The following is an 18,656-nucleotide window of genomic DNA, read 5'->3' on the forward strand; positions in this document are numbered from 1 at the left end:
ATCGGACACGATCCACAGCGCGACTCACAGTAGGCGAGCCGTCCTCCACAGGCGCGCCGGTGCCGCCCCACAGGTCCGCGACGTGTCGCCCACAGGCGCGCGCGCCGGTTTGGCGGTGCTGCTCAGGACCCCTAACGTCGCGTGTGCGGGACCTGCCAGGGCGTGGAATGTCAGACCCCCCATGGAACATGTGTTCGACGACGACGATGGGGATCAGGGTGACGATCGAGGAGCTCGAGTACGGCGCGCCGTCGGGCACCCACCGCGGCGGTGGCGGCGGCTACGACCGGACCCCTCCGCAGGACCTCGACGCCGAGCGCTCGGTGCTCGGCGGCATGATGATCTCGAAGGACGCGATCGCCGACGTCGTCGAGCAGATCCGCGGCACCGACTTCTACCGCCCGGCGCACGAGGTCGTGTACGACGCGATCATCGACCTGTACGGCCGCGGCGAGCCGGCCGACGCCATCACGGTGGCGGACGAGCTGACCAAGCGCGGGGAGATCCAGCGCATCGGTGGCGCTCCCTACCTGCACACCCTCATCTCGTCGGTCCCCACCGCCGCGAACGCCGGTTACTACGCGCGGATCGTGCGCGAGCGGTCGGTGCTCCGCAAGCTGGTCGAGGCCGGCACCCGCATCGTGCAGCTCGGCTACGGCACCGACGGCGGCGACGTCGACGAGATCGTGAACAACGCGCAGGCCGAGGTCTACGCGGTCACCGAGCGCCGGTCGTCCGAGGACTACATGATCCTGGGCGACATCATCGGCGGCGCGGTCGACGAGATCGAGGCGGCGGGCCACCGCGGCGAGGGCATGATCGGCGTGCCGACGGGCTTCTCGGACCTGGACCGACTGACCAACGGGCTGCACCCCGGGCAGATGATCGTGCTGGCCGCCCGTCCGGCCATCGGCAAGTCGACCATGGGCATCGATATCGTCCGGTCGGCGTCGATCAAGCACGGGATGACGTCCGTCGTCTTCTCGCTCGAGATGAGCCGCAACGAGATCACCATGCGTCTGCTCGCGGCCGAGGCGCGCGTGCACCTGCAGAAGCTGCGCAACGGTCAGATGGGCGAGGACGACTGGGCCAAGATCGCCGCGACCATGGGCAAGATCTCGGAGGCGCCACTGTTCATCGACGACTCCCCCAACATGTCGCTCATGGAGATCCGCGCCAAGTGCCGGCGCCTGAAGCAGAAGCACGACCTCAAGCTCGTGGTCATCGACTACCTCCAGCTGATGTCCTCCGGCAAGCGCGTCGAGTCCCGCCAGCAGGAGGTCTCGGAGTTCTCCCGAGCGCTCAAGCTGCTGGCCAAGGAGCTCGAGGTCCCGGTCATCGCCATCTCGCAGCTCAATCGTGGCGCCGAGCAGCGCACCGACAAGCGCCCGCAGATGAGCGACCTGCGTGAGTCGGGGTCCATCGAGCAGGACGCCGACATCGTGATCCTGCTGCACCGCGAGGACGCGTACGAGAAGGAGTCGCCCCGCGCCGGGGAGGCCGACCTGATCGTGGCCAAGCACCGAAACGGCCCGACGGACACGCTCGTCGTCGCGTTCCAGGGGCACTACTCGCGCTTCGTGGACATGCAGTCCTGACCGCCCGCTGTTGTCGAGATGCAAGATAGTTTGAAGTGTCGAGATGCAAGATAGTTTGTAAATCGGGCCTGGATACTTTAAGTACGGCGGGCCGCCGGCGGTCCTCTACGCGGTGCCACCCTGCTAGTCGCTCGGCAACTGGGCTATCGCGTCGCTGAGACCGGGGTAGTTCGCGTCTTCGGCGAGCACCTTGTCGAGGTCGCGGCGGGCCATACCGGTCTTGCCCTCGGCCAGGTAGGTGTACGCGCGTTCCACCAGGGCGAGGTGGCGCAACTCTGCTGGGCGGCTTCGCAGCCTGAGCGCTTCCTTGAGCGCCTCGCGAGAAGCACCAGGTGATCCGAGGTGGCGTAGCGCGATCGCGCGTTGCACCAGCATGAACATGCTCGGCTCGTCGAGGTTCGTGACGCCGTCGGTCAGCGTGATGACCTCGTCCCACCGTTCCTGGTCGGCGTACAACTCGGCGAGGGAGACCGCTGCGATGGTGCTCGGCTCCAGCGACTCGACGACAGATACGGCGGCGGCTAGGTCTCCGACGCTCTGGTGAGCCTCAGCCAGGGCGAGGCCGATGGCGTCTCGGCTCAACGGCATCGTCACGGTGATGCCTGCGGCCACGGTGAGGGTCATGCCGGCGGCGGGTAAGTACTTGAGCACAAAAGGGTCCGCGCCCGGGTCGTAGTTCTGAGCCCACGCCCAGGCGAGCAGATCTCGCGCTGCTTTGTCATCATCTGCGGGCATCGCACCGAGCATCGCCTCGAGGACCGCTGCAAGAGGGCGCGGCTCAGCGTGCGCCGTCGCGACCTGACGGATCTCGGCCGGGTCCTGGCGCACGATCGCCGCGGCGTACAGCGCCTTCTCCCACTTCGGCGCCGTGAAGCCCGGCTTCGCACCGGCCGCCGGCCGCGACTGTGCGGCGGGGGTGGCACGAGCCGAGCCCGAGGTCGACGTCGTGTAGGAGACCCCGCTGCCTGGGATCCCGACGGACCGGGTCACACGCCCTGAGGAGTGTGCGCTCACGCGGGCGCCGCGCACCCCGACGGACGTGGAGACCCCACGGGGCGTGACCGTCATCCGCACACCCGGCATCACCTTGAACGACTTCCGAGCCCTGAACCCCATCGTCGCCCCTTGGCACGGTGTCTCACGAGTGACGCCTATCCCACCCAGTCTGGCCTCACGATCAACACCCGCGCGATCGCCGGAGCCTCGGTGGGAGCATGGCGCTGTGACCCGGGTGGAGCGGTGGGAGCAACGTAGTGAATGGCCACTGTCGATCGCAGCCGTGATCTTCCTGATCGCCTACGCGTTGCCGATCGCGATCCCCACCATGAGCCATGCCAGCTACGAGGCGTGCGAAGTCGTCGTGCGCATCACCTGGGTCGGGTTCGCGGTCGACTACTTCGCCCGTCTCGGCCTCTCGGAGCAGCGGTGGGCGTTCGTCAAGCGCCACCCCCTCGACCTCGCGGTGATCTTGCTGCCGATCCTGCGGCCGCTGCGCCTCCTCCGCCTCGTCGCGCTTGTCGGCGTACTCAACCGCGTCGGCTCCAGCACGCTGCGCGGCAAAGTCGTGACCTACGTCGTGGGAGCCACCGCCTTGCTGATCACCTGCGGCGCCCTCGCGGTAACGGACGTCGAACGAGGGCAGCCAGGTGCGAACATCGAAAACCTCGGTGATGGCTTCTGGTGGGCCATCACCACCATGACCACCGTCGGCTATGGCGATCGCTACCCCGTGACCACGACCGGCCGGTTCGTCGCAGCCGCTCTCATGGTCGCCGGCATCGCGCTCCTCGGCGTGGTCACCGCTACCCTCGCCTCCTGGTTGGTCGAGCGGGTCGCAGCGGCAACGGACGACGAGCAGGCGGTCACGCGCGCGCAGATCGAGCACCTCACGACAGAGGTGCGGCGCCTTGCTGACGAGCTTGCGGCGCGCCCTAGCCAGCCCGAACAGGCCCCATCAGGTCCCAGCACCGCTCGCTCAGCGGATCCGGCAGCGACTAGTTGAGAACGCGATCGACCCCGAGCACGAACCCGAAAGCCACGACGAGCGGCCACCAGCGCGGCAACGAGGCGAACGCGCCGCGTTTCATTGCTCGTCTGCGGCCGTAAAGGAACTACGTGGATGCAACCTCATGCGTTCGACCACGGCCGAACTGGATCGGGCGAAGCTTCATCCTTGCCGCCGCGAGACGAACACGAAAACGTCGGCCCAAGTGAGATCGAGGAGGGCCAGTGGCGGTGACGCGAACTCGCGGACGATGGGGCTCCAACACGCCGCTGCAGACCGACTGGGTGCTCTGGGCGGGGCTCGTCCTGGCCATCATCCCAGCGACGGCGGCCGCAGTTCGTTCCGTCGCTGTCCCTGGAGCAGCTGCGATCGACTTCGTTTTCGCCTTCGCGATCTCGCTTCTCTACATACCCTTGCTGCTCCTCATCCGCGGTGTTTGCCGCGCGGTCTTCCGGGTGCCTCGTGGGCTGCTTGGAGCGCCAAGAACATTGCTGGTCCCGCTCGATGCAACCGGAGAAGCGAGCGTCACCTACTCCCGCGAACAGAGCGGGCGGGTTCCCGCAAAGGTGCGCGGTGTGCCTCTCGAGCGTCGCGACGAAGCACTGCGAACGGCTCGCTCACACGCCGAGCGTGTCGGCTTCTTCCCACCTGCGAAACCGCCAGCGAGCTGAACTCGAGACCACAGAACGGGGCCAGGGGACCAACGCTACGTGGCACCCTCTTGGTGGAGGCCCGAGATGACCCGAACAGCATGTTTCCTGCTCGTCGTAGCCTTCGCCCTCGTTTCGGGTGGCTGCGCGACAACCCCGGCAACCCCGGAGACTCTCGCGACCGCGGAGGTGCGAGGAACGGCACCGGCCGACCTGAAGGCGCAGCTCGGTGACGCAGGCTTCGCCGACCTGTGGAACGTCGACGTGACGTGGTCTCCGATCGACGATGCCGTCGGCTACGAGGTACAGAGGCACGACTCGTCGCAAGCCGACGACCTCTGGTCGACCGTCAGCGAAGACACCCTCTCGTCGGAGGCGACGAGCGCCACTGACAGGTACGTGGGATACGACGCCACCCTCTGGTACAGAGTCAGAGCTGTGCTCGATGCGTCCAACGCAACCCCGTGGTCCAGCTCCTGGAGGGTGGAGATCCCGAAGGGCGACGTCCTGTACGAGGTCGAGGGCACAGCCGCAAGCGCCTCAATCACGATGAGCACCGCGTCAGGGACCGAGCAAGCAGACATTGATTTGCCCCTCACGACCAAGAGCGGTGAGGTCGGGTTGTGCCTCACGAATCCGATCCAGCACCCCTACATCAGTGCCCAGAACAAGGGACGCACCGGCACAGTGACGTGCCGGATCACGGTGCGTGGGGTCGTCGAATCAGAGAACACCTCGAGCGGGGCATACGCGATAGCCACCTGCTCGTCGTAGCCGGGTGCAGCCGCTGTACTTTGACCGCTGGCCCGGGCCTTGGTTGGCGCAGCCAAAGGGGGCCGCTCACGCACGGTCAGTCTGTCGTTCATCTCGACAAATCGAGCCCGGATACTTTAAGTACGGCCAGGTGGCCAGTTGCAGCGCTGCAGGTCACGGTTGAGTGGTCGGAGGCGGGCTCGGCGGCTGATGGAACCCTCCGTAGCGCAGCAGCGATCGGATGCGCGTGCGGAACTCGACGACGTCCGCGAGTTGCAGATCGACTAGGGAGCCAGCGGTCCAGCGGACTGATCCGGCCTTCGCAAGCCGGGCCTCAGCCTTCGCATCGACGAGGTGAGCAGCGTGGGCGTAGGCGTTTCTAGCAACTGCGACCTCGACAGCTCCTCCGCGCCCGCCATGTACGTCGGCCCAACCTCGACCATTCGCCGCCAGCAGAGCCTGGCCCCACTCTTCGATTCCTCCCGCGGTTCGCTGGTCGAGGCGGAGCCGGTCGCACGCAGCGGCCTCTGCGACCGCGTAACTCTGGATCAGCACGGCGGCATGGAGAGTACTCAGAGTTGATAGCGACTCGAGGTGCTCGTCTAGCCTCACCACATACTCGCCCTTGTCTGCGGGCACGTGCAGGCGAGTGTCCGCCGCGCGGTCCAGTTCGAGCGACTCCCAGAGCAGTCGTTCACGGGCGAGCGCAATCTGTGTGCTGTTCAGAAAGCGGGTGATCCGCTTCCACTCCGCCCAGAGCGCCGACGACGACAAAGTCATGCGCGGAGCGTGGCACAACCAGCGGCGAGGCGGTTGCGAAGGCGGCCACGTGTCCCGGTGTGGTCCAGCAACTCCCCGAGCTGCAGATCCGAGCTCCAGCTTGGCTAGCGACCGAGCCTGCCGAGCAGCGCCAAGCCGGCGCTGAGTCGGGTTGGGTCGGCATTCCGCAGGATGCGGGACGCTTAAAGCCTAGGCCTGGTCAGTTGGACCTGAGGGCCTGGAGGACCTGATCGTCGAGATCCTCGACGCGCCAGTGCCCTGGTCTTAGCAGGCGCTCTTGAAGGACCTGTCTGAGCAGCCATACCGCAACCGTGTTCGTCGCAATGGGTGCACCGCTCGGGACCTCGAACTGCGCTTGCTTCTCTGAGACGCTCCCGTGAACCAGATCGGAGCGCCGGGCGTATACGGTCCGCGCCATGCGGAACACCAGCTCCGCCGGCAGCGGGTCGGTCGATCTAGAGGACAGTAGGACAGCGGCGCGCAGGGCGATGCGGTACGACAGCTCGGCGCCTTTCTGCCCCAGGAGCGCCTCGAGACCGATGCAGGCGTCGACGAGCTGATCGTCAGGTGCGTCTCGCACCAGCGCGGTCGACAGGCGTCGAGCGGCGAGGCGGGTCGTGTGGGACGCGGAGGTCAGTGCGCTTGTCACCGTCGGGAGGCGGTCTAGCTCCTCGCGCGTCACGGTCGTGCCTGGCTTGAGCCATGCGAAGTCGTCGAATGCCCCTGGGTACCGGCGAGAGCTGTGCAGCAAGGTGTACGCGGGCAGATCGTTCGTCCACCCATCCGCCCAGCCGAGCGGACGGCGGAACACCCGTGCCCAACCCGTCTGGGTGGAGGAGACGATCCGCAATCCCTCGCACACGGCGTCGACCCGGGTGGTGTCGGGAAGGTTCTCGCGAATGAAAACTCGCCGACCCTCGCCGGGATTCAGCAGCGGCGGCATGCCGACCACAATCGCGAATCGGGCGGCGTCCGCGACGGGGCCTGGGACACCAGTGATGTCATAGTCAGCTGACATCTGCCGCAGGTCGTTGTCGTCGAGAAGCTCGATGCGCGACTCGTCGTCGATCTCGAAGGTGGCTTCGAGAGCAAGATTCGTCAGGACCAGGGGGACGACGAGCTCGTAAGGGAGCTCTGGGGCGAGCCACGACTTCTCCCGCTGGCGGTACAGGTCAAGGACCTCGGCGCTGTCGATCTCGAAGCCGAGCGCCTTCGCGCGGTCGAAGATCGACAGCGGCAGGTCTCGAACGTTGTACTCGAGGATCCTCTTGATCGTCGCGTCTTCAGGGGAGCGGCTCGTCGCTGGGAGGGTGCGCTCGAGGATGGAGGGAGTGGTGCGCACATAGGTGATCAGATCGCGCAGCGCCTCGACGTCCTCGTAGGCGAATGGGTGGATCGCGTCCTTGGTGGCGCCGAAGAGTTCCGCGTATGCGATGGCGTCGACCTGGTCCGCCGCAGTGAGGCTGCCGACATTCGGCCACCCGTGCTCGAACTTCGAGACGGATCGTCTGCGTCGTCGTGGCAGGTATGGGCTCCCGTCTCGCCCCAGGTACTCGATCGCTTTGGCGTCCATCTCGCGAACCACAGCCATGGTCAATTCCCACAGCTTCGGGTCGAGCGCGTTGGTGTGGTCACTCATGTCGCCATCCAACCGGAGCACCGCGTCTGACTGGCACGGAAGGTGCCCATGTCCTCGCCGGCCCCTTCCTCGGCGCGGGCAGCGTGCTCGCTGCCGCATCCGAGCTAGTGGTGCAGCAGCAGATGGCTTAACCGCATCCCAGGGTCCGTTCGCCCGCGGCCAGAGCCTGCCAGCGAGACGTTCGATCGTGGCTGCGAAGATTGGGTTGCTCATATGACTGGCGATATGGTGCGTTAAATGAGGACATCGGCACCGGCTCTCATACCGATCTTCCGATCCACGCTTCAGGCGCAGCTGCTGCTCGAGGTGCTGAGCCGTGACGCGGGCATCACGGCCGCCGACCTCGCACGCCTGCTCGACGCGCCGGCCGCCACTGTCTCCAGAGAGGTCCGGCGACTGCTGGAGGCTGGGCTCCTCCGAGCCGACAAGGTCGGGCGGGCGGCAGTCCTCCAGTCCGTCGAGGCGAACCCGGCGACTGCACCGCTGCGTCAACTCCTCACGGTGACGCTCGGGCCCTGGTCGTTGATGGGGCGCGCCCTCGCAACGGTGCGAGGTATTGATGAGGTCTACATCCACGGATCCTGGGCGGCCCGGTATCTAGGTCTAGCGGGACGATCCCCGGCCGACGTCGACGTTGTCGTCATAGGCAGCGCTGAGCGCCGGGAGGTCGATGGTGCGCTCGAAGGGTTGGAATCTCGAGTCGGCCGCGAGATCAACGTTACCTACGTCAGCCCTGCGCGATGGGCCGCCGTCGATGACCCCGGAGTGGCAACGCTTAGGGCCGGCCCGCTAGTTCGACTAGCGATGGAGGACTCTTGATCACTGCACCCCCGAGCGACACTCCTACGGCGAGGGCGGGTGCCACACTTCGGTTATGGCGGTCAACCTGCACCTCACGGACTGGCATGACGCCGCAGCCGACGACGCCTGGGGACGTTCTTCTGTGGGTTGGCGAGACGATCTCTCCGACGCGGAACTCTGGGAACTCAATCGCGGGACGTGGTTGATCGGTGACGCGGCCGAGGCCGAGCGCTACGCGACGATGTCGCACAACGGTGCCGTCCGTGTCGTCGCAGAATTGACCGGTGCCCGGGAGCCGGTGGTCGAGGGAAGCAGAGTCCTGCACGCGCTGGTGGGCCACGTACTTGCACCCGGTCATCGCGCGTACGACGCGCTGATCGGTCGACCGGTCCGGGGTCGTCATGTCTCCTACCTCGACACCACTGGCCTCGACTCTCGGGCGCCCTGGCACGCAGCGAACGGGTTCATGCTGACGCACAACCCCGACATGTGGCATTGGGACGAGCAGGAGTTCGCTACTGCGGTGGCGGCCACGAGGGCCGGGAGCCTGTATCGCGACTCGTGGTCCATGGGCGCTCGTGAAGGTGGCGTCGACGCGGGCGATCGCGCATTCCTAGTGCGGCTCGGCGACCACGGCCGCGGCATCATCGCGAGCGGGAGAATCACCGGCCCCATCTACAGCGACGAGCACTTCGACGGCTCAGGGCGACAGAGCAACTTCGTGCTCGTCGACTGGGACACGATCCTGGAACCGGACGACCGATTGGAGCTCACCCACGTCGAAGCCTCACTGCCTGGGCAGCACTGGCATCCGCAGGGCAGCGGCATTCGGATACGCGACGAGGTCTTGCCGCAGCTCGAGGGGCTATGGGCGAGCCATCTGCGAGGGCTGGGACGTGCCGGGCCGGCGCCGAGTGGTGAGATGACGGGCAGTACGGCGCCCGTAAGCCGTGGCGCACAGGGATGGCAGGACGATCCGGCCGTTCGCAAGGCAGTCGAGAACCTGGCGCAGTCGCGGCTCGAGGCGCACTTCCGAAGCTCCGGCTGGGTAGTGAGCGACGTGCGGCACTCGAAGTTCGGCTACGACGCTCTGGCGGTCAAGGGCTCAGATGAGCGCTATCTCGAAGCCAAGGGAACGGTGACAACTGGCGTCTCGGTGATCGTCTCTCCCGCTGAGGTTGCGTTCGCGCGTCGAAACCTCGGAAAGTGCGTCATGGGGATCCTGTCGAACGTGAGCGTGAGCGCCGACGGTCAGGTTGACGCCTCAAGCGGCACGTTCCAGGTCATCGATTGGAACCCCGACGCAGGCACGCTCCGACCACGAGGCTACGACTGGACGCCCGCGCAACCACGGAGTTGACCCGCCGGAGGCATCAGATCGACGCGACGCGACTGCGGGCGGTCTCTGAGTTCGGTCGATCGGCTATCGCGCCCCAGCCGCCGAGGGGATCGCCGACAGGGTCCGCAGTCTCGGTGGCCCAGTTGGTAGCGACGGGTCCCGTCGCCAGAAGAGTTGATAGCGACGCCAGGCCGCGTCTTCCGCCTCTATGGCCGCCCGCTCGTCAGCATCTGGCACCGAGCCGCACATTGTGTAGAGCGCGCGAAGCCCGGGCATCTTGGGCTCGATGGGACCGGGACGTGCTCGGCGGCGGTGGACACGGTCGCGGGAGTAGCGCTCCAGCTGCCACTGCAGATTCTGGTGCGCATCGACGACTCGTCGCCGCAGTCCTTCCTCTTCGGACGACGTGGCGAAGGGCAAGCGTTCCGCGAGCTCGTCGGCGACGTCCTGGACAACGGTCAGTGCATGGTCGAGCTGTCCACGCCGGTACGCGTACTTCGCGCGGCAGTTCGCGGAGCAGAACATCTGCGGTCGACCCCTGCGGCGACCCGGGCGTTGGCACGGGTTCGGACACTCGGGCAACAGGCAGGCCGCGACGTCGGACAGCGCGGCCTGCACTTCGTCGAGCACGAGAGCGAGCTCGGTCACGCTGGGGATGGTGTCTCGCCGGTTCGACACTTTGGTCCTCCGTGGCCTGGGTCCATCGGTGACGCGTCCCGCAGGAATTGCGTAGACCCAGGTCATTGCACCGATCGGTCGTCGCGGCCAAAGCGCTGGACCGAATCTGTGGACAACCGTGTCTACGGAAATCCTGGCGCCTGTCGACGGGCGTCCGCTAGGGGCCTAGGTTCCCGAGCAGGAGCAGCGGCGCGACGGCGCGCACGCAAGAGGGCCACCACCGCGGGAACGGTGATGGCCCAGACGCTCCCTGATGTCCGTTGCGATGACGAAGGGAAGCGCAGGCACCGAGTCTAGGTGTCGGGTTCACATGTGAACAGGCACCGGCCAATTCGGCATGCCCGCGCACGGGTGAGCGATGCATGCGACATGGGAGTTCGCGACCGTCGACGACGGCCGCGCCCGATGGGATTGGCGTGATGGGCCGCCGGAGATCAAGTCGCTGGTACCGGTGCGATATCCGAGCTCTCGAGCGCGTTCGAGGCACGTACCGGCAAGAGCGTTCTGTATGGCCACCGGCGGCTACGTGCTGGCCGAGTCAGGGCTTGAGCATGACCTTGTGCGTCTGCTCGACCGGAGCCGGGCTACGGCATGGTTGGTCGCACAACCCGCCCGCCTGAGGTTCGAGATCGAGTCGCGCTGCCCACTGACTCACATTCCGGATCTCGTCTCGATGACGGTGGATGGGACGGCCACCATTTGGGACTGCCGTGCCGAAGAACGACAAGACGACGACTTCCGCGCGAAGTCAGCGCTAACCAGGGTCGCCTGCGCTGTAGTCGGGTGGCGCTACGAGGTGTTCGTCGGCCAGCCGATGGTTGAGCGGCTCAATGAGCGCTGGCTGGGTGGCTTTCGCCGACCGCGGCTGTGGCACGAGCGCCAGCGAGTGATTCTGCTAGCTACGGCCCGGGACGGGACGACCCTCGGTGACCTCCTAGATCTGGACGATGGCTCGGGAGAGCTGATCTCGACCGCCTGGCACTTGCTCTGGACCGGTGAGCTGAAGTGCAACCTGGCTGGTGCGCTGCGCCGCGAGACGGCAGTTGCGGCGCGTTCCGATGGTTGATCGGGTGGTGCTGGAGATCGGCCGCACGGTCCTCGTGGACGACGGCCCAGCGGTGGTGACGTCCTTGCACGTCGCGGGGGTCACGGTCCGCGTGCTCGACGGCTCGTCTCGCGTCGTTGAGTGGCCAGACCTTGATCAGTTGCGCGAGCCCAATCGCGCCGACGCGGGCGCCGTGATTCGCAGACTGCAGCCTTTGTGGTCGTGCATGTCCGAGGCGGGGAAGGAGACCACACTCGATCGGCTCGAAGTCGTTCTGGAGATCGTTACCGGCTTCCGGCGCGGCCACGCCGAGCTTGCGGACGGGGGTGAGCCCCGCGAGCCGTTCGGGCCAGCGTGGGGTGTCAGCCTCACGACGCGGTGCACACGCATGGCTGCACTCCTGACAGACGAGCTCCAGAACGATCGTGGGCACAGACGCCGCCTCGATGCGGGCAGCTCTCGGCGAACCTCCGTCTCGGCCAGCACGGTCTACAACTGGGTGGTCCGGTGGCGCCAGGACGGACTGGTCGGACTCGTGGACGCTCGCCAGTTGCGCGGCAGGGTGCCGTTCGATGTCGTGCTTTCGACCGAGTTCCGCAGCGCAGCCGCGCTGGTCGTCGGCCAGCTCGACGGCTCGACTTCGACTGTCAACATCGACGAACTCATGCGGCGGATCAGAGTTCGCATGCTCGCCGTTGGTCTTGACGAGCCTGTCCCGCAGCGGGCATCGCTGCAGTACCTGAGCCAGCTCATGCGCGAACGCGGCCATACGACTCGCTCTCAGCGCACGCGGTCGTTGCGGGGCACGACGGGGTACTCGCATGTGCCGGTCGTGAGGATCGGCGAGGTCGTGGCGATCGACGCGACCCGCGCGGACGTCCTGGTCTACGACGAACGCTCGGGCAAGCCGATCAGCGTCGAGATCCTCACCGCGATCGACGTCGCGTCACGGGTCGTGCTCGCACTGCGCGTCGTCGCACGCAGCGCCGACTCGGTCGATGCGAGCCTCCTGATGTACGACGTGATGCGGCCGATGTCGCAGCTCGTTGAGGGGACGACCTACCGCGACTGGCGCTGGGCAGGCATCCCGGAAGGTATCGCTCCGCCCTTCACCCCTGCTGTGTGGAACTCGCTCGAGGACGCGACGCTGCAGGGCGAGCACCCGATCCCGGGTCTGACGCCTGACGCGATCCGCTCGGATCACGGCTCAATCTTCGTCAGTGCGGCGTTTGAGGACGTACTGCGAAAGTTCCAGATCGACCTGCTCCTCTCGCGCGGGAAGCGGCCGACGGACAACGCACACGTGGAGCGATGGCACGAGACCCTGCAACGCGCAGTGCAGCAACTACCCGGCTACAAGGGCCGCAACCCATCGCAGCGCGGCTCGGCGACCGGCCGCATCGATGCCGGCGCGATCGAGCCGCTCGTCACCGCCACAGAGCTGCAGCGGCACCTGCGAGCGTTCGTGGCGCTCGACTACCACCGAACGTGGCACCAAGGCCTGGTCTACCCGGGCGTGGAGCTCGAGCGCCTGACACCGCTATCGCTGTTCGATGCGCTCCACGCTGTCACCGGTCGCATCCACGTCCCGCAGGATCCGGACCTTCTCTACGAGTTCTTGCCGGTGCGGTGGGGAACCGTCGGTGGTTCCGGTGTCGAGTTCCACAACCTCACCTACGACGCCCCAGTCCTTGACGGTTTCAGGGCCGTTCGCAGCGGAGAGTTCCGACGCCAAGACTCTGCGGTGCCGTTCTTCTACGACCCGCACGATGTCTCTCGGATCTGGTTCCGCGATCCGGCTACAGGCACGGTCGTCGAAGTGCCGTGGCGCGGTGCGCACTTGCTGTCGGCGCCGATGACTGACGCCACCCGCGACAGGGCGATCGGGCGCATTCGCGCACAGCGCGGTGCGGGGATGTTGAAGCGTGGCGCGGCGACCGAACTGATCGCGCGCGAGCTCGGCGCTCTGAGTACCAACGCGGGACTCAAGGAATGGCGAGCGCAGCTCGCGGCAGCGCAGCTGCGGGTCGAGCAGTCCCGGCGGGACCACGACGAAGCGCAAGCCGCGATCGCGGAGGCCGCCAGCCTCGATAACCCGGCACCGGGGACGTCCGACTTCGTCGCTCTACCGGAGGACTCGGCTGGCCTGTCGGTCTACCGCGACGACGAGTGGCCCGACCTGAGGGAGTTGTGAGTGGACGCGAACATGTGGCATCGGCATGCCCGGGCTCAACAGCCGGCACCCCCCGAGAAGCTCTCTCTGATCGATCTTCACGCACTGTCCTCGGCCGAACGCGCTGCGCACCTGTGCGCCCTTCGGGACTGGTTGGCGGCATCCCAGTTTCCGACCGCGGACGCCCGACGGGTGGCGGCAACCATGTGGAACGTCGTGACGACGAATTCGAACAGCGGGCCGGGCGCGAAGACAATCGTCGCGGTCAACGCGCCGAACACGATCGGCAAGTCCACAGCGGTTAGGGCCTGGGCGCACGAGGCCTACCGGCAATGGGTCGGCCCGCGCATCAGCGAGGCACGACTGCCCAGCTGGTCGCCGGAGCCCGGCGTGCACGCACACGAGGTTCCTGTCGCGTGGATCAACCTGCAATCGGCTGCGCGGATCCGCGACTTCAACGCGCAGATCCTGACCTACTTCGGGTACCCGACCGACGGACCGATCAGGTCTCTCTCGACGCGCATCGCGGGCGCCATAGGCCGCCACCGCGTGCGCGTCCTTGTCGTCGACGACGTCCACCTGCTCGACACCAGGTTTAAGGACGGCCGTGAGGTCCTCGACCACCTCAAGCACGTCAACACCGAGCTCGGGGAGCGGGGCGCGACGATGGTCCTGATCGGCGCCAACCTGCACGACAGCCCGATCCTGGCCGACCCGCAGATCGCCGGCCGGCTCCAGGCGTTGGAGATGGTGCCGTTCGCCGTGGACACCCTCGAGGAGAAGCGGGCCTGGCAAGAGTTCCTCGTCGACGTCGAGCAACAGCTGCTGCCCTACCTGCCGGCGGCTTCGGACGGGCTACTGGCCAAGACCCACGTGTCGCGGATCTGGCGCCGCACCCAAGGCTTCGTCGGGGACGTGTCGGCGCTGCTGCGCGGCGCGGTCGACGCCGCGGCGATCGACGGCACATGGACCCTTCATCCCAGCCATCTGGACGGCGTCGGACTCTCGCGACGCGCCACCCTCCACGAGCAGTCGCTGGGGAGCCGACGTCCTGGATCTATAGCGCCAAAGAGACGGGACACCCAGTGAGTGGCCGGCGGTCTCTGCCCGTTCGCCTAGAACCAGTGCAGGGCGAAGCTCTCGCGTCACTGGTCGCACGCACCGCTCAGGCCAACGACCTCTCGGTCGGGGACCTGGTCGGACGCGGCACGCACCGATGGCGACTCCCAACAAGGCCGGCGATTGCCAGCGTGACCGAGTGGTCGCATCTGGATGTCGCTGAGGTGACTCAGATGACGCTGCGCGCTTATACGCACGGCGTGCGCGGGCGCGCCGACCGTCGTAGACCCCGGACGTGGCGGGTCGACGGTGCTGTTTGGGTGTGTCCGGTCTGCACCCCGAGCAGCGGGGCGTGGCTGCGGGACTGGGCGCTTGCGTGCCATCCGCTGTGCCTGGGCTGCAGCTCGTTGCTCGTCGACCGTCGGGACCTGAACTCCCGCCCGACGGTGCTGCACCCGGATCGTTCGGCGCTCGACGTCCAGCGGCGCATCTCCCGAGGTCTGACCTTGGCTAGAACCAACGGACGGGCGTCGATAGCGTGGCGGTCGACGTATCGGCTCGCGACGCTCGCCTCCTTGACCGCGGACGAGAGTTGGCCCCGACTGCCCGCTTGGGAGGCCGAGACTCGCGCCGGACTCGGGGCGCTCTATCGGAAGTGGCATGTCCGCCCACCGAAGAATCCGGCGCAGGCCGCATCGATCGTGTTCGAGGCTTGGCGGGCGGTCGAGTCGCCAGAGCGAGGACGCCGTCTCATCGCCGAGGGCTGGGAGCGAGTGCTCGCTCACCCTGACCCAACGGTGCGCGCGGTCGCGGACACCCCAGGGGTGCTCCCAGTGCGACCTCAACGAGTACGCCTCCCCAACCGCGACAGCTCCGCAGCCGACGCAGTGCTCGCTCACGTCATCCGGACCGTGCGTCGCCTGCAGATGCAGGACGGCCTCGAGGCAGGGCACGTACCGGCCTGGTGCGTGACCGGAGACGAGATCGCTCCAGCCGAGTCCGACTGGGTCGAACGCGCGCACCTGGCCGTGATCCTGCACATCGTGTGCTCCGGCGGCTGGCACACGCACTGGACCGGGGAGCGCCGAGCCAAGACGGCCCTCCGTCTCGGCCAGATGCCGCCGAACCTGCCACTCGCTCTGTTACGCGACGGGCGGGCTCTCGCCAGTGAGTATGGCGATCTGCTCGTCGCCTGTGCGACCAACCTCGCCGATCGCGACCTCGTCGACTACGACCGGCGACGAGCCGCTCTCTGGCCGATGGTGCACCACGCCCGACTACCCCACGGAGCTGCGACCGGCGCGCTTCCTGAAGAAGTTCCAGACGGTTGCCTCGCTGACTGGCTCTGGATCCATCTGACCGGCGGGCCCGTCCCCGGGCGCCCGGGCCGCACCCGCGACGCCATAGTGCTGAACGACCGGATTGATCCCGAGACGCGCCTGCACCTCGTTCAGAGCGCCCTCGACGACATCGACGCGTTCGACCCTGCAGTCGTGACGCCGCTCGCTGACGCCGGGGTCGGCGAATTGGAGTCGGAGGGCTGGCAATGAGCGAGAGAGACCGAGACGCGGTTGCGAGTGGCATGGCGATCACACTGCCCGACGGCGCCTGCAAGGAGCTCACCGTCGAATGGGCGCGATGGGAGGCGACGCGCCACGTCCCGACTCCCCAGCCCGAGCGGCAAGCCGCGGTCGACGCCGCGGCGGGTGTATGCGGGACCTGCCAAGTCATCGATGAATGCCGAGAGCTTGCCGAGGTCTCCAGGTACACAGGCTTTGCCGCTGGGCTTCCGTACCGCAACGGCCGCCCCGGCTCGCGATCGACGAGCGGGGGCCGGTGGCGATGACGATCGCGCTGCCGGTGTCGGTCGAGCCAGTCCGCGGCGAGGCGATCGACTCCTGGCTCGAACGGCTCGCCTACATGAACGGGTTGAGCACGGCCGACCTCATGCGAACGCTGACCGACTCAGCCGGCGGTAAGCCGCGGTTTCTGACCTTGGCGCCGGACCCGAGGGTCGTCGCGCGCCTCGCACGGCTCGGCGGCGTGCCGGCTGGAGCCGTGCGATCGATGACCCTCGCCGCGCACCCCGCGGCGGTCGACCTACATGGCCTTGATCCCGCCGACGGCGGGTCGTTCCGCGTGGTCGCCGCGCGCGGCTGGGTAAGCGGCCATGGGACGCAGCTGTGCCCAAGGTGCCTGGCCGCTGATCACGTGTGGCGGCTCGTGTGGAGGCTGCCCATCGTCGCTGTCTGCGCGCAGCACTCGTGTCTCCTGGCGACTCGGTGCCCGGGGTGCCTTCGGCCCTTCCGTGACCAAGGGCACTCACCGCTGCGACCCAGCGGGTCAGGTCTGCAGTGCGGCAACCCTGTCGGCCACGGGCCCGCCCAGCACTGTCCCCACCTACTCACCGAGATCGTCTTCAGACCCGCTCCAGAACGAGCTGTGGCAACTCAGCAGCGCATCGATCGAGCCCTCAGCGGAGAGCATGTCCAGGTCGTCGGTGAGCAACAGGCCAATTCGGCGTACCTCACCAATCTACGGAGCCTGACGACGCTACTTCTCCACTTAGCCACGCAGGTAGACGCTCTTGCACTCGCCAGATGGCCGGTCCTTCTCCGAACAGGGGGCGACGCGCGAGCTCGCACCCGGGGCCCGCGATGGGGCATCAGCCCACCGCGCGACCCGTCGCTTCGCGCTGGCGCCATCAGTACCGCAGACGAAATTCTGTCCGCGCCAGACGTCGATGCTTCGGCAGCAGCACTCGCGCCCTGGATAGAGCTGACTCCCGCCTCAAACGACGGCGCGCTCGGCTGGTTGGCCGACCGCACCGTCATGACGGCAACGCTGACGCGTCTGATCACCGCGACCCTTGCACCCCACCGCCGCCTGTCCCACCGCCTCGACAACTCCGGAGCGCCGATGAACGCCAGCACCCGAACGATCCCGCAGGTCATTCCCCAGGATCTCTTCGCTGAACACCTAACCGGGCTCATCGACAGCGGAGAGGTCACCACGCGAGCGTTCGCATCGCTTTGCATCGCCCGCACACACGCGGACATCACAACCTGGGCAGTGGCCGCGGAAGCACTGGACCTGCCCGCGGCCGTTGGCACCCGAACAGCTCGAGCCTGCTCCGCGCGGATGACCGCGCACCGCGAGGTCTGGACGGCACGTCTCACGCTCGTTGCGGCAGCTCTGCCGCGACAGGACTATCGCGTGCTCGAACAGAAGGTCCGCCACCGCACCCACATGTCCCGCTGGTACGAGGAATGGGCGCGACGCTACCGACCCGGCAGCCACTTCGAGGCCCGTCCCTACGCCCTGATCTGGCAGTGGATCCACGTCGCGCACGGGCACATCGACGCCGCGCCCGCCTGGAGCGGCCAGCAGACAGTCACGACGGAACGCGCCCGCTACCGGCAGTTCGAGAATTCACTCGACCGCTACCAGCAGCAAGGACTGGCAGCGGCGCTACACAAGCGGGCCTAGCCTGTGAAGCAAGGAAGGGCGCCGCTACCAGTGGTTGCGGCCGACGTGCTCAGTGGAGCGACGACCACCATCTACCGAGGAGCCCTCGACTAGCCAAGTCGAGCGACCACCGGATCTAGGGAGTCGCACAGAGTCGACAACTCGGCGACGAGACGTGGGTCGGAGTTCTCTGCGAACTGCAGGATGGCCCGAGCGCGAGCTATTGCGGCCGATGCCCGCTCGCGCTGTACCTCCACTGGAACGTCGTCGCCGCCAAGCGGTTCGTCATCACCACGACCGAACGCCCGCACGTCGTGCCGGGACCGCTGGGCGAGCCGCTCAAAGTGCTCGACCATCGCTTTGGCGCGCTTGTAGTCGCGATCGGCGAGTCGCCTACAAGTCTCGGAACAGTACTCGCGGCGGCGACCGCGCCCTCCACTGTGCCGGAACTCCTTCCTGCACTGCGGTCGAGCGCAGTAGTCGACCAGGTCGACTACTTCAACATCGTCGCCCAGGGGTTCATCGACGGGGCGAAGCCGTCCGACACTCTCGGTCACGATCCCTCGTCTCAAGTCGCGCGCAAATAGTCGGGCTAGGTGGGCTCTACCTGCAGGTTCGTGGTTCGATTGAGGACATCGGGTAGAACTACCTCGATGTAGTTCGCGCGT

The 18,656-nt window shown here is 67.1% G+C and carries 15 protein-coding genes and 1 pseudogene; 11 read left to right on the forward strand and 5 right to left on the reverse strand.

The window, feature by feature from the left end; translation table 11 throughout:
* The first annotated feature begins 218 nt into the window (after window positions 1-218).
* Window positions 219-1,598, forward strand: coding sequence for a replicative DNA helicase (gene dnaB, locus HP550_RS17490; RefSeq protein ID WP_175348960.1), 1,380 nt, complete (start codon window positions 219-221; stop codon window positions 1,596-1,598).
* Window positions 1,599-1,721: 123 nt separating this feature from the next.
* Here the strand turns inward: dnaB and HP550_RS17495 are convergent, their stop codons facing one another.
* Entirely contained in the window at window positions 1,722-2,714 is a 993-nt protein-coding gene (locus HP550_RS17495; protein ID WP_175348961.1) for a DUF4236 domain-containing protein, read from the reverse strand.
* Between the two features lie 106 nt (window positions 2,715-2,820).
* Here HP550_RS17495 and HP550_RS17500 point away from each other — a divergent pair, with 106 nt between their 5' ends.
* Window positions 2,821-3,600 (forward strand): ion channel, encoded by a 780-nt coding sequence (locus tag HP550_RS17500; RefSeq protein WP_210768249.1) that lies wholly within the window; start codon window positions 2,821-2,823, stop codon window positions 3,598-3,600.
* Window positions 3,601-4,340: 740 nt separating this feature from the next.
* Window positions 4,341-5,027, forward strand: coding sequence for an MmpS family transport accessory protein (locus tag HP550_RS17505; RefSeq protein ID WP_175348962.1), 687 nt, complete (start codon window positions 4,341-4,343; stop codon window positions 5,025-5,027).
* A 153-nt stretch (window positions 5,028-5,180) separates the two neighbouring features.
* On the opposite strand, the gene HP550_RS17510 is transcribed toward HP550_RS17505, so the two are convergent.
* Both HP550_RS17510 and HP550_RS17515 read right to left on the reverse strand, forming a co-directional pair.
* A complete protein-coding gene (locus tag HP550_RS17510; RefSeq protein WP_175348963.1) occupies window positions 5,181-5,786 on the reverse strand; it encodes a hypothetical protein in 606 nt (201 codons plus the stop codon).
* 199 nt (window positions 5,787-5,985) lie between these two features.
* The gene (locus tag HP550_RS17515) at window positions 5,986-7,425 is read right to left on the reverse strand and encodes a HEPN domain-containing protein (RefSeq protein ID WP_175348964.1); all 1,440 of its coding nucleotides are present in this window, start codon (window positions 7,423-7,425) and stop codon (window positions 5,986-5,988) included.
* Between the two features lie 237 nt (window positions 7,426-7,662).
* Between HP550_RS17515 and HP550_RS17520 the strand changes: the two genes are divergently transcribed.
* Both HP550_RS17520 and HP550_RS17525 read left to right on the forward strand, forming a co-directional pair.
* Window positions 7,663-8,244: a winged helix-turn-helix domain-containing protein gene (locus HP550_RS17520; protein WP_175348965.1), complete on the forward strand. Its 582-nt coding sequence runs from the start codon at window positions 7,663-7,665 to the stop codon at window positions 8,242-8,244.
* Window positions 8,245-8,299: 55 nt separating this feature from the next.
* Window positions 8,300-9,586 carry a protein NO VEIN domain-containing protein gene (locus HP550_RS17525; RefSeq protein WP_175348966.1) on the forward strand — a complete coding sequence of 429 codons (1,287 nt, stop codon included), beginning with the start codon at window positions 8,300-8,302 and terminating at the stop codon, window positions 9,584-9,586.
* A gap of 63 nt (window positions 9,587-9,649) precedes the next feature.
* On the opposite strand, the gene HP550_RS17530 is transcribed toward HP550_RS17525, so the two are convergent.
* Window positions 9,650-10,213 (reverse strand): hypothetical protein, encoded by a 564-nt coding sequence (locus HP550_RS17530; protein ID WP_175348967.1) that lies wholly within the window; start codon window positions 10,211-10,213, stop codon window positions 9,650-9,652.
* 388 nt (window positions 10,214-10,601) lie between these two features.
* Between HP550_RS17530 and HP550_RS17535 the strand changes: the two genes are divergently transcribed.
* The 6 genes and pseudogenes from HP550_RS17535 to HP550_RS22475 all read left to right on the forward strand — a co-directional run bounded on the left by HP550_RS17535 (window position 10,602) and on the right by HP550_RS22475 (window position 18,009).
* Complete coding sequence (locus tag HP550_RS17535; RefSeq protein ID WP_175348968.1) at window positions 10,602-11,309, forward strand: TnsA-like heteromeric transposase endonuclease subunit; 708 nt, start codon at window positions 10,602-10,604, stop codon at window positions 11,307-11,309.
* 4 nt (window positions 11,310-11,313) lie between these two features.
* The gene (locus HP550_RS17540) at window positions 11,314-13,482 is read left to right on the forward strand and encodes a Mu transposase C-terminal domain-containing protein (RefSeq protein WP_210768250.1); all 2,169 of its coding nucleotides are present in this window, start codon (window positions 11,314-11,316) and stop codon (window positions 13,480-13,482) included.
* Entirely contained in the window at window positions 13,483-14,550 is a 1,068-nt protein-coding gene (locus HP550_RS17545; protein ID WP_175348970.1) for a TniB family NTP-binding protein, read from the forward strand.
* Complete coding sequence (locus tag HP550_RS17550; RefSeq protein WP_343048246.1) at window positions 14,547-16,070, forward strand: TniQ family protein; 1,524 nt, start codon at window positions 14,547-14,549, stop codon at window positions 16,068-16,070. The genes HP550_RS17545 and HP550_RS17550 overlap by 4 nt, the downstream gene beginning before the upstream one ends.
* Before the next feature lie 292 nt (window positions 16,071-16,362).
* Window positions 16,363-16,782 (forward strand): annotated as a pseudogene (locus HP550_RS23230) (TniQ family protein); the annotation flags it as partial.
* Between the two features lie 570 nt (window positions 16,783-17,352).
* Window positions 17,353-18,009, forward strand: a complete 657-nt coding sequence (locus tag HP550_RS22475; RefSeq protein ID WP_246280993.1) for a hypothetical protein — start codon at window positions 17,353-17,355, stop codon at window positions 18,007-18,009.
* 89 nt (window positions 18,010-18,098) lie between these two features.
* On the opposite strand, the gene HP550_RS17560 is transcribed toward HP550_RS22475, so the two are convergent.
* Window positions 18,099-18,545 (reverse strand): hypothetical protein, encoded by a 447-nt coding sequence (locus tag HP550_RS17560; RefSeq protein WP_175348973.1) that lies wholly within the window; start codon window positions 18,543-18,545, stop codon window positions 18,099-18,101.
* Between the last annotated feature and the right edge of the window lie 111 nt (window positions 18,546-18,656).

It is taken from the genome of Cellulomonas humilata, assembly GCF_013359775.1.
Taxonomy (GTDB): Bacteria; Actinomycetota; Actinomycetes; order Actinomycetales; family Cellulomonadaceae; genus Cellulomonas; species Cellulomonas humilata.

Bases quoted from the DNA above. Each gene is read 5' to 3' on its own strand.
- HP550_RS17510 (WP_175348963.1), bottom strand. From the start codon at position 5,786: ATGACTTTGTCGTCGTCGGCGCTCTGGGCGGAGTGGAAGCGGATCACC.
- HP550_RS22475 (WP_246280993.1), top strand. From the start codon at position 17,353: ATGACGGCAACGCTGACGCGTCTGATCACCGCGACCCTTGCACCCCAC.
- HP550_RS17495 (WP_175348961.1), bottom strand. From the start codon at position 2,714: ATGGGGTTCAGGGCTCGGAAGTCGTTCAAGGTGATGCCGGGTGTGCGG.
- HP550_RS17535 (WP_175348968.1), top strand. From the start codon at position 10,602: ATGCATGCGACATGGGAGTTCGCGACCGTCGACGACGGCCGCGCCCGA.
- HP550_RS17520 (WP_175348965.1), top strand. From the start codon at position 7,663: ATGAGGACATCGGCACCGGCTCTCATACCGATCTTCCGATCCACGCTT.
- HP550_RS17525 (WP_175348966.1), top strand. From the start codon at position 8,300: ATGGCGGTCAACCTGCACCTCACGGACTGGCATGACGCCGCAGCCGAC.
- HP550_RS17515 (WP_175348964.1), bottom strand. From the start codon at position 7,425: ATGAGTGACCACACCAACGCGCTCGACCCGAAGCTGTGGGAATTGACC.
- HP550_RS17505 (WP_175348962.1), top strand. From the start codon at position 4,341: ATGACCCGAACAGCATGTTTCCTGCTCGTCGTAGCCTTCGCCCTCGTT.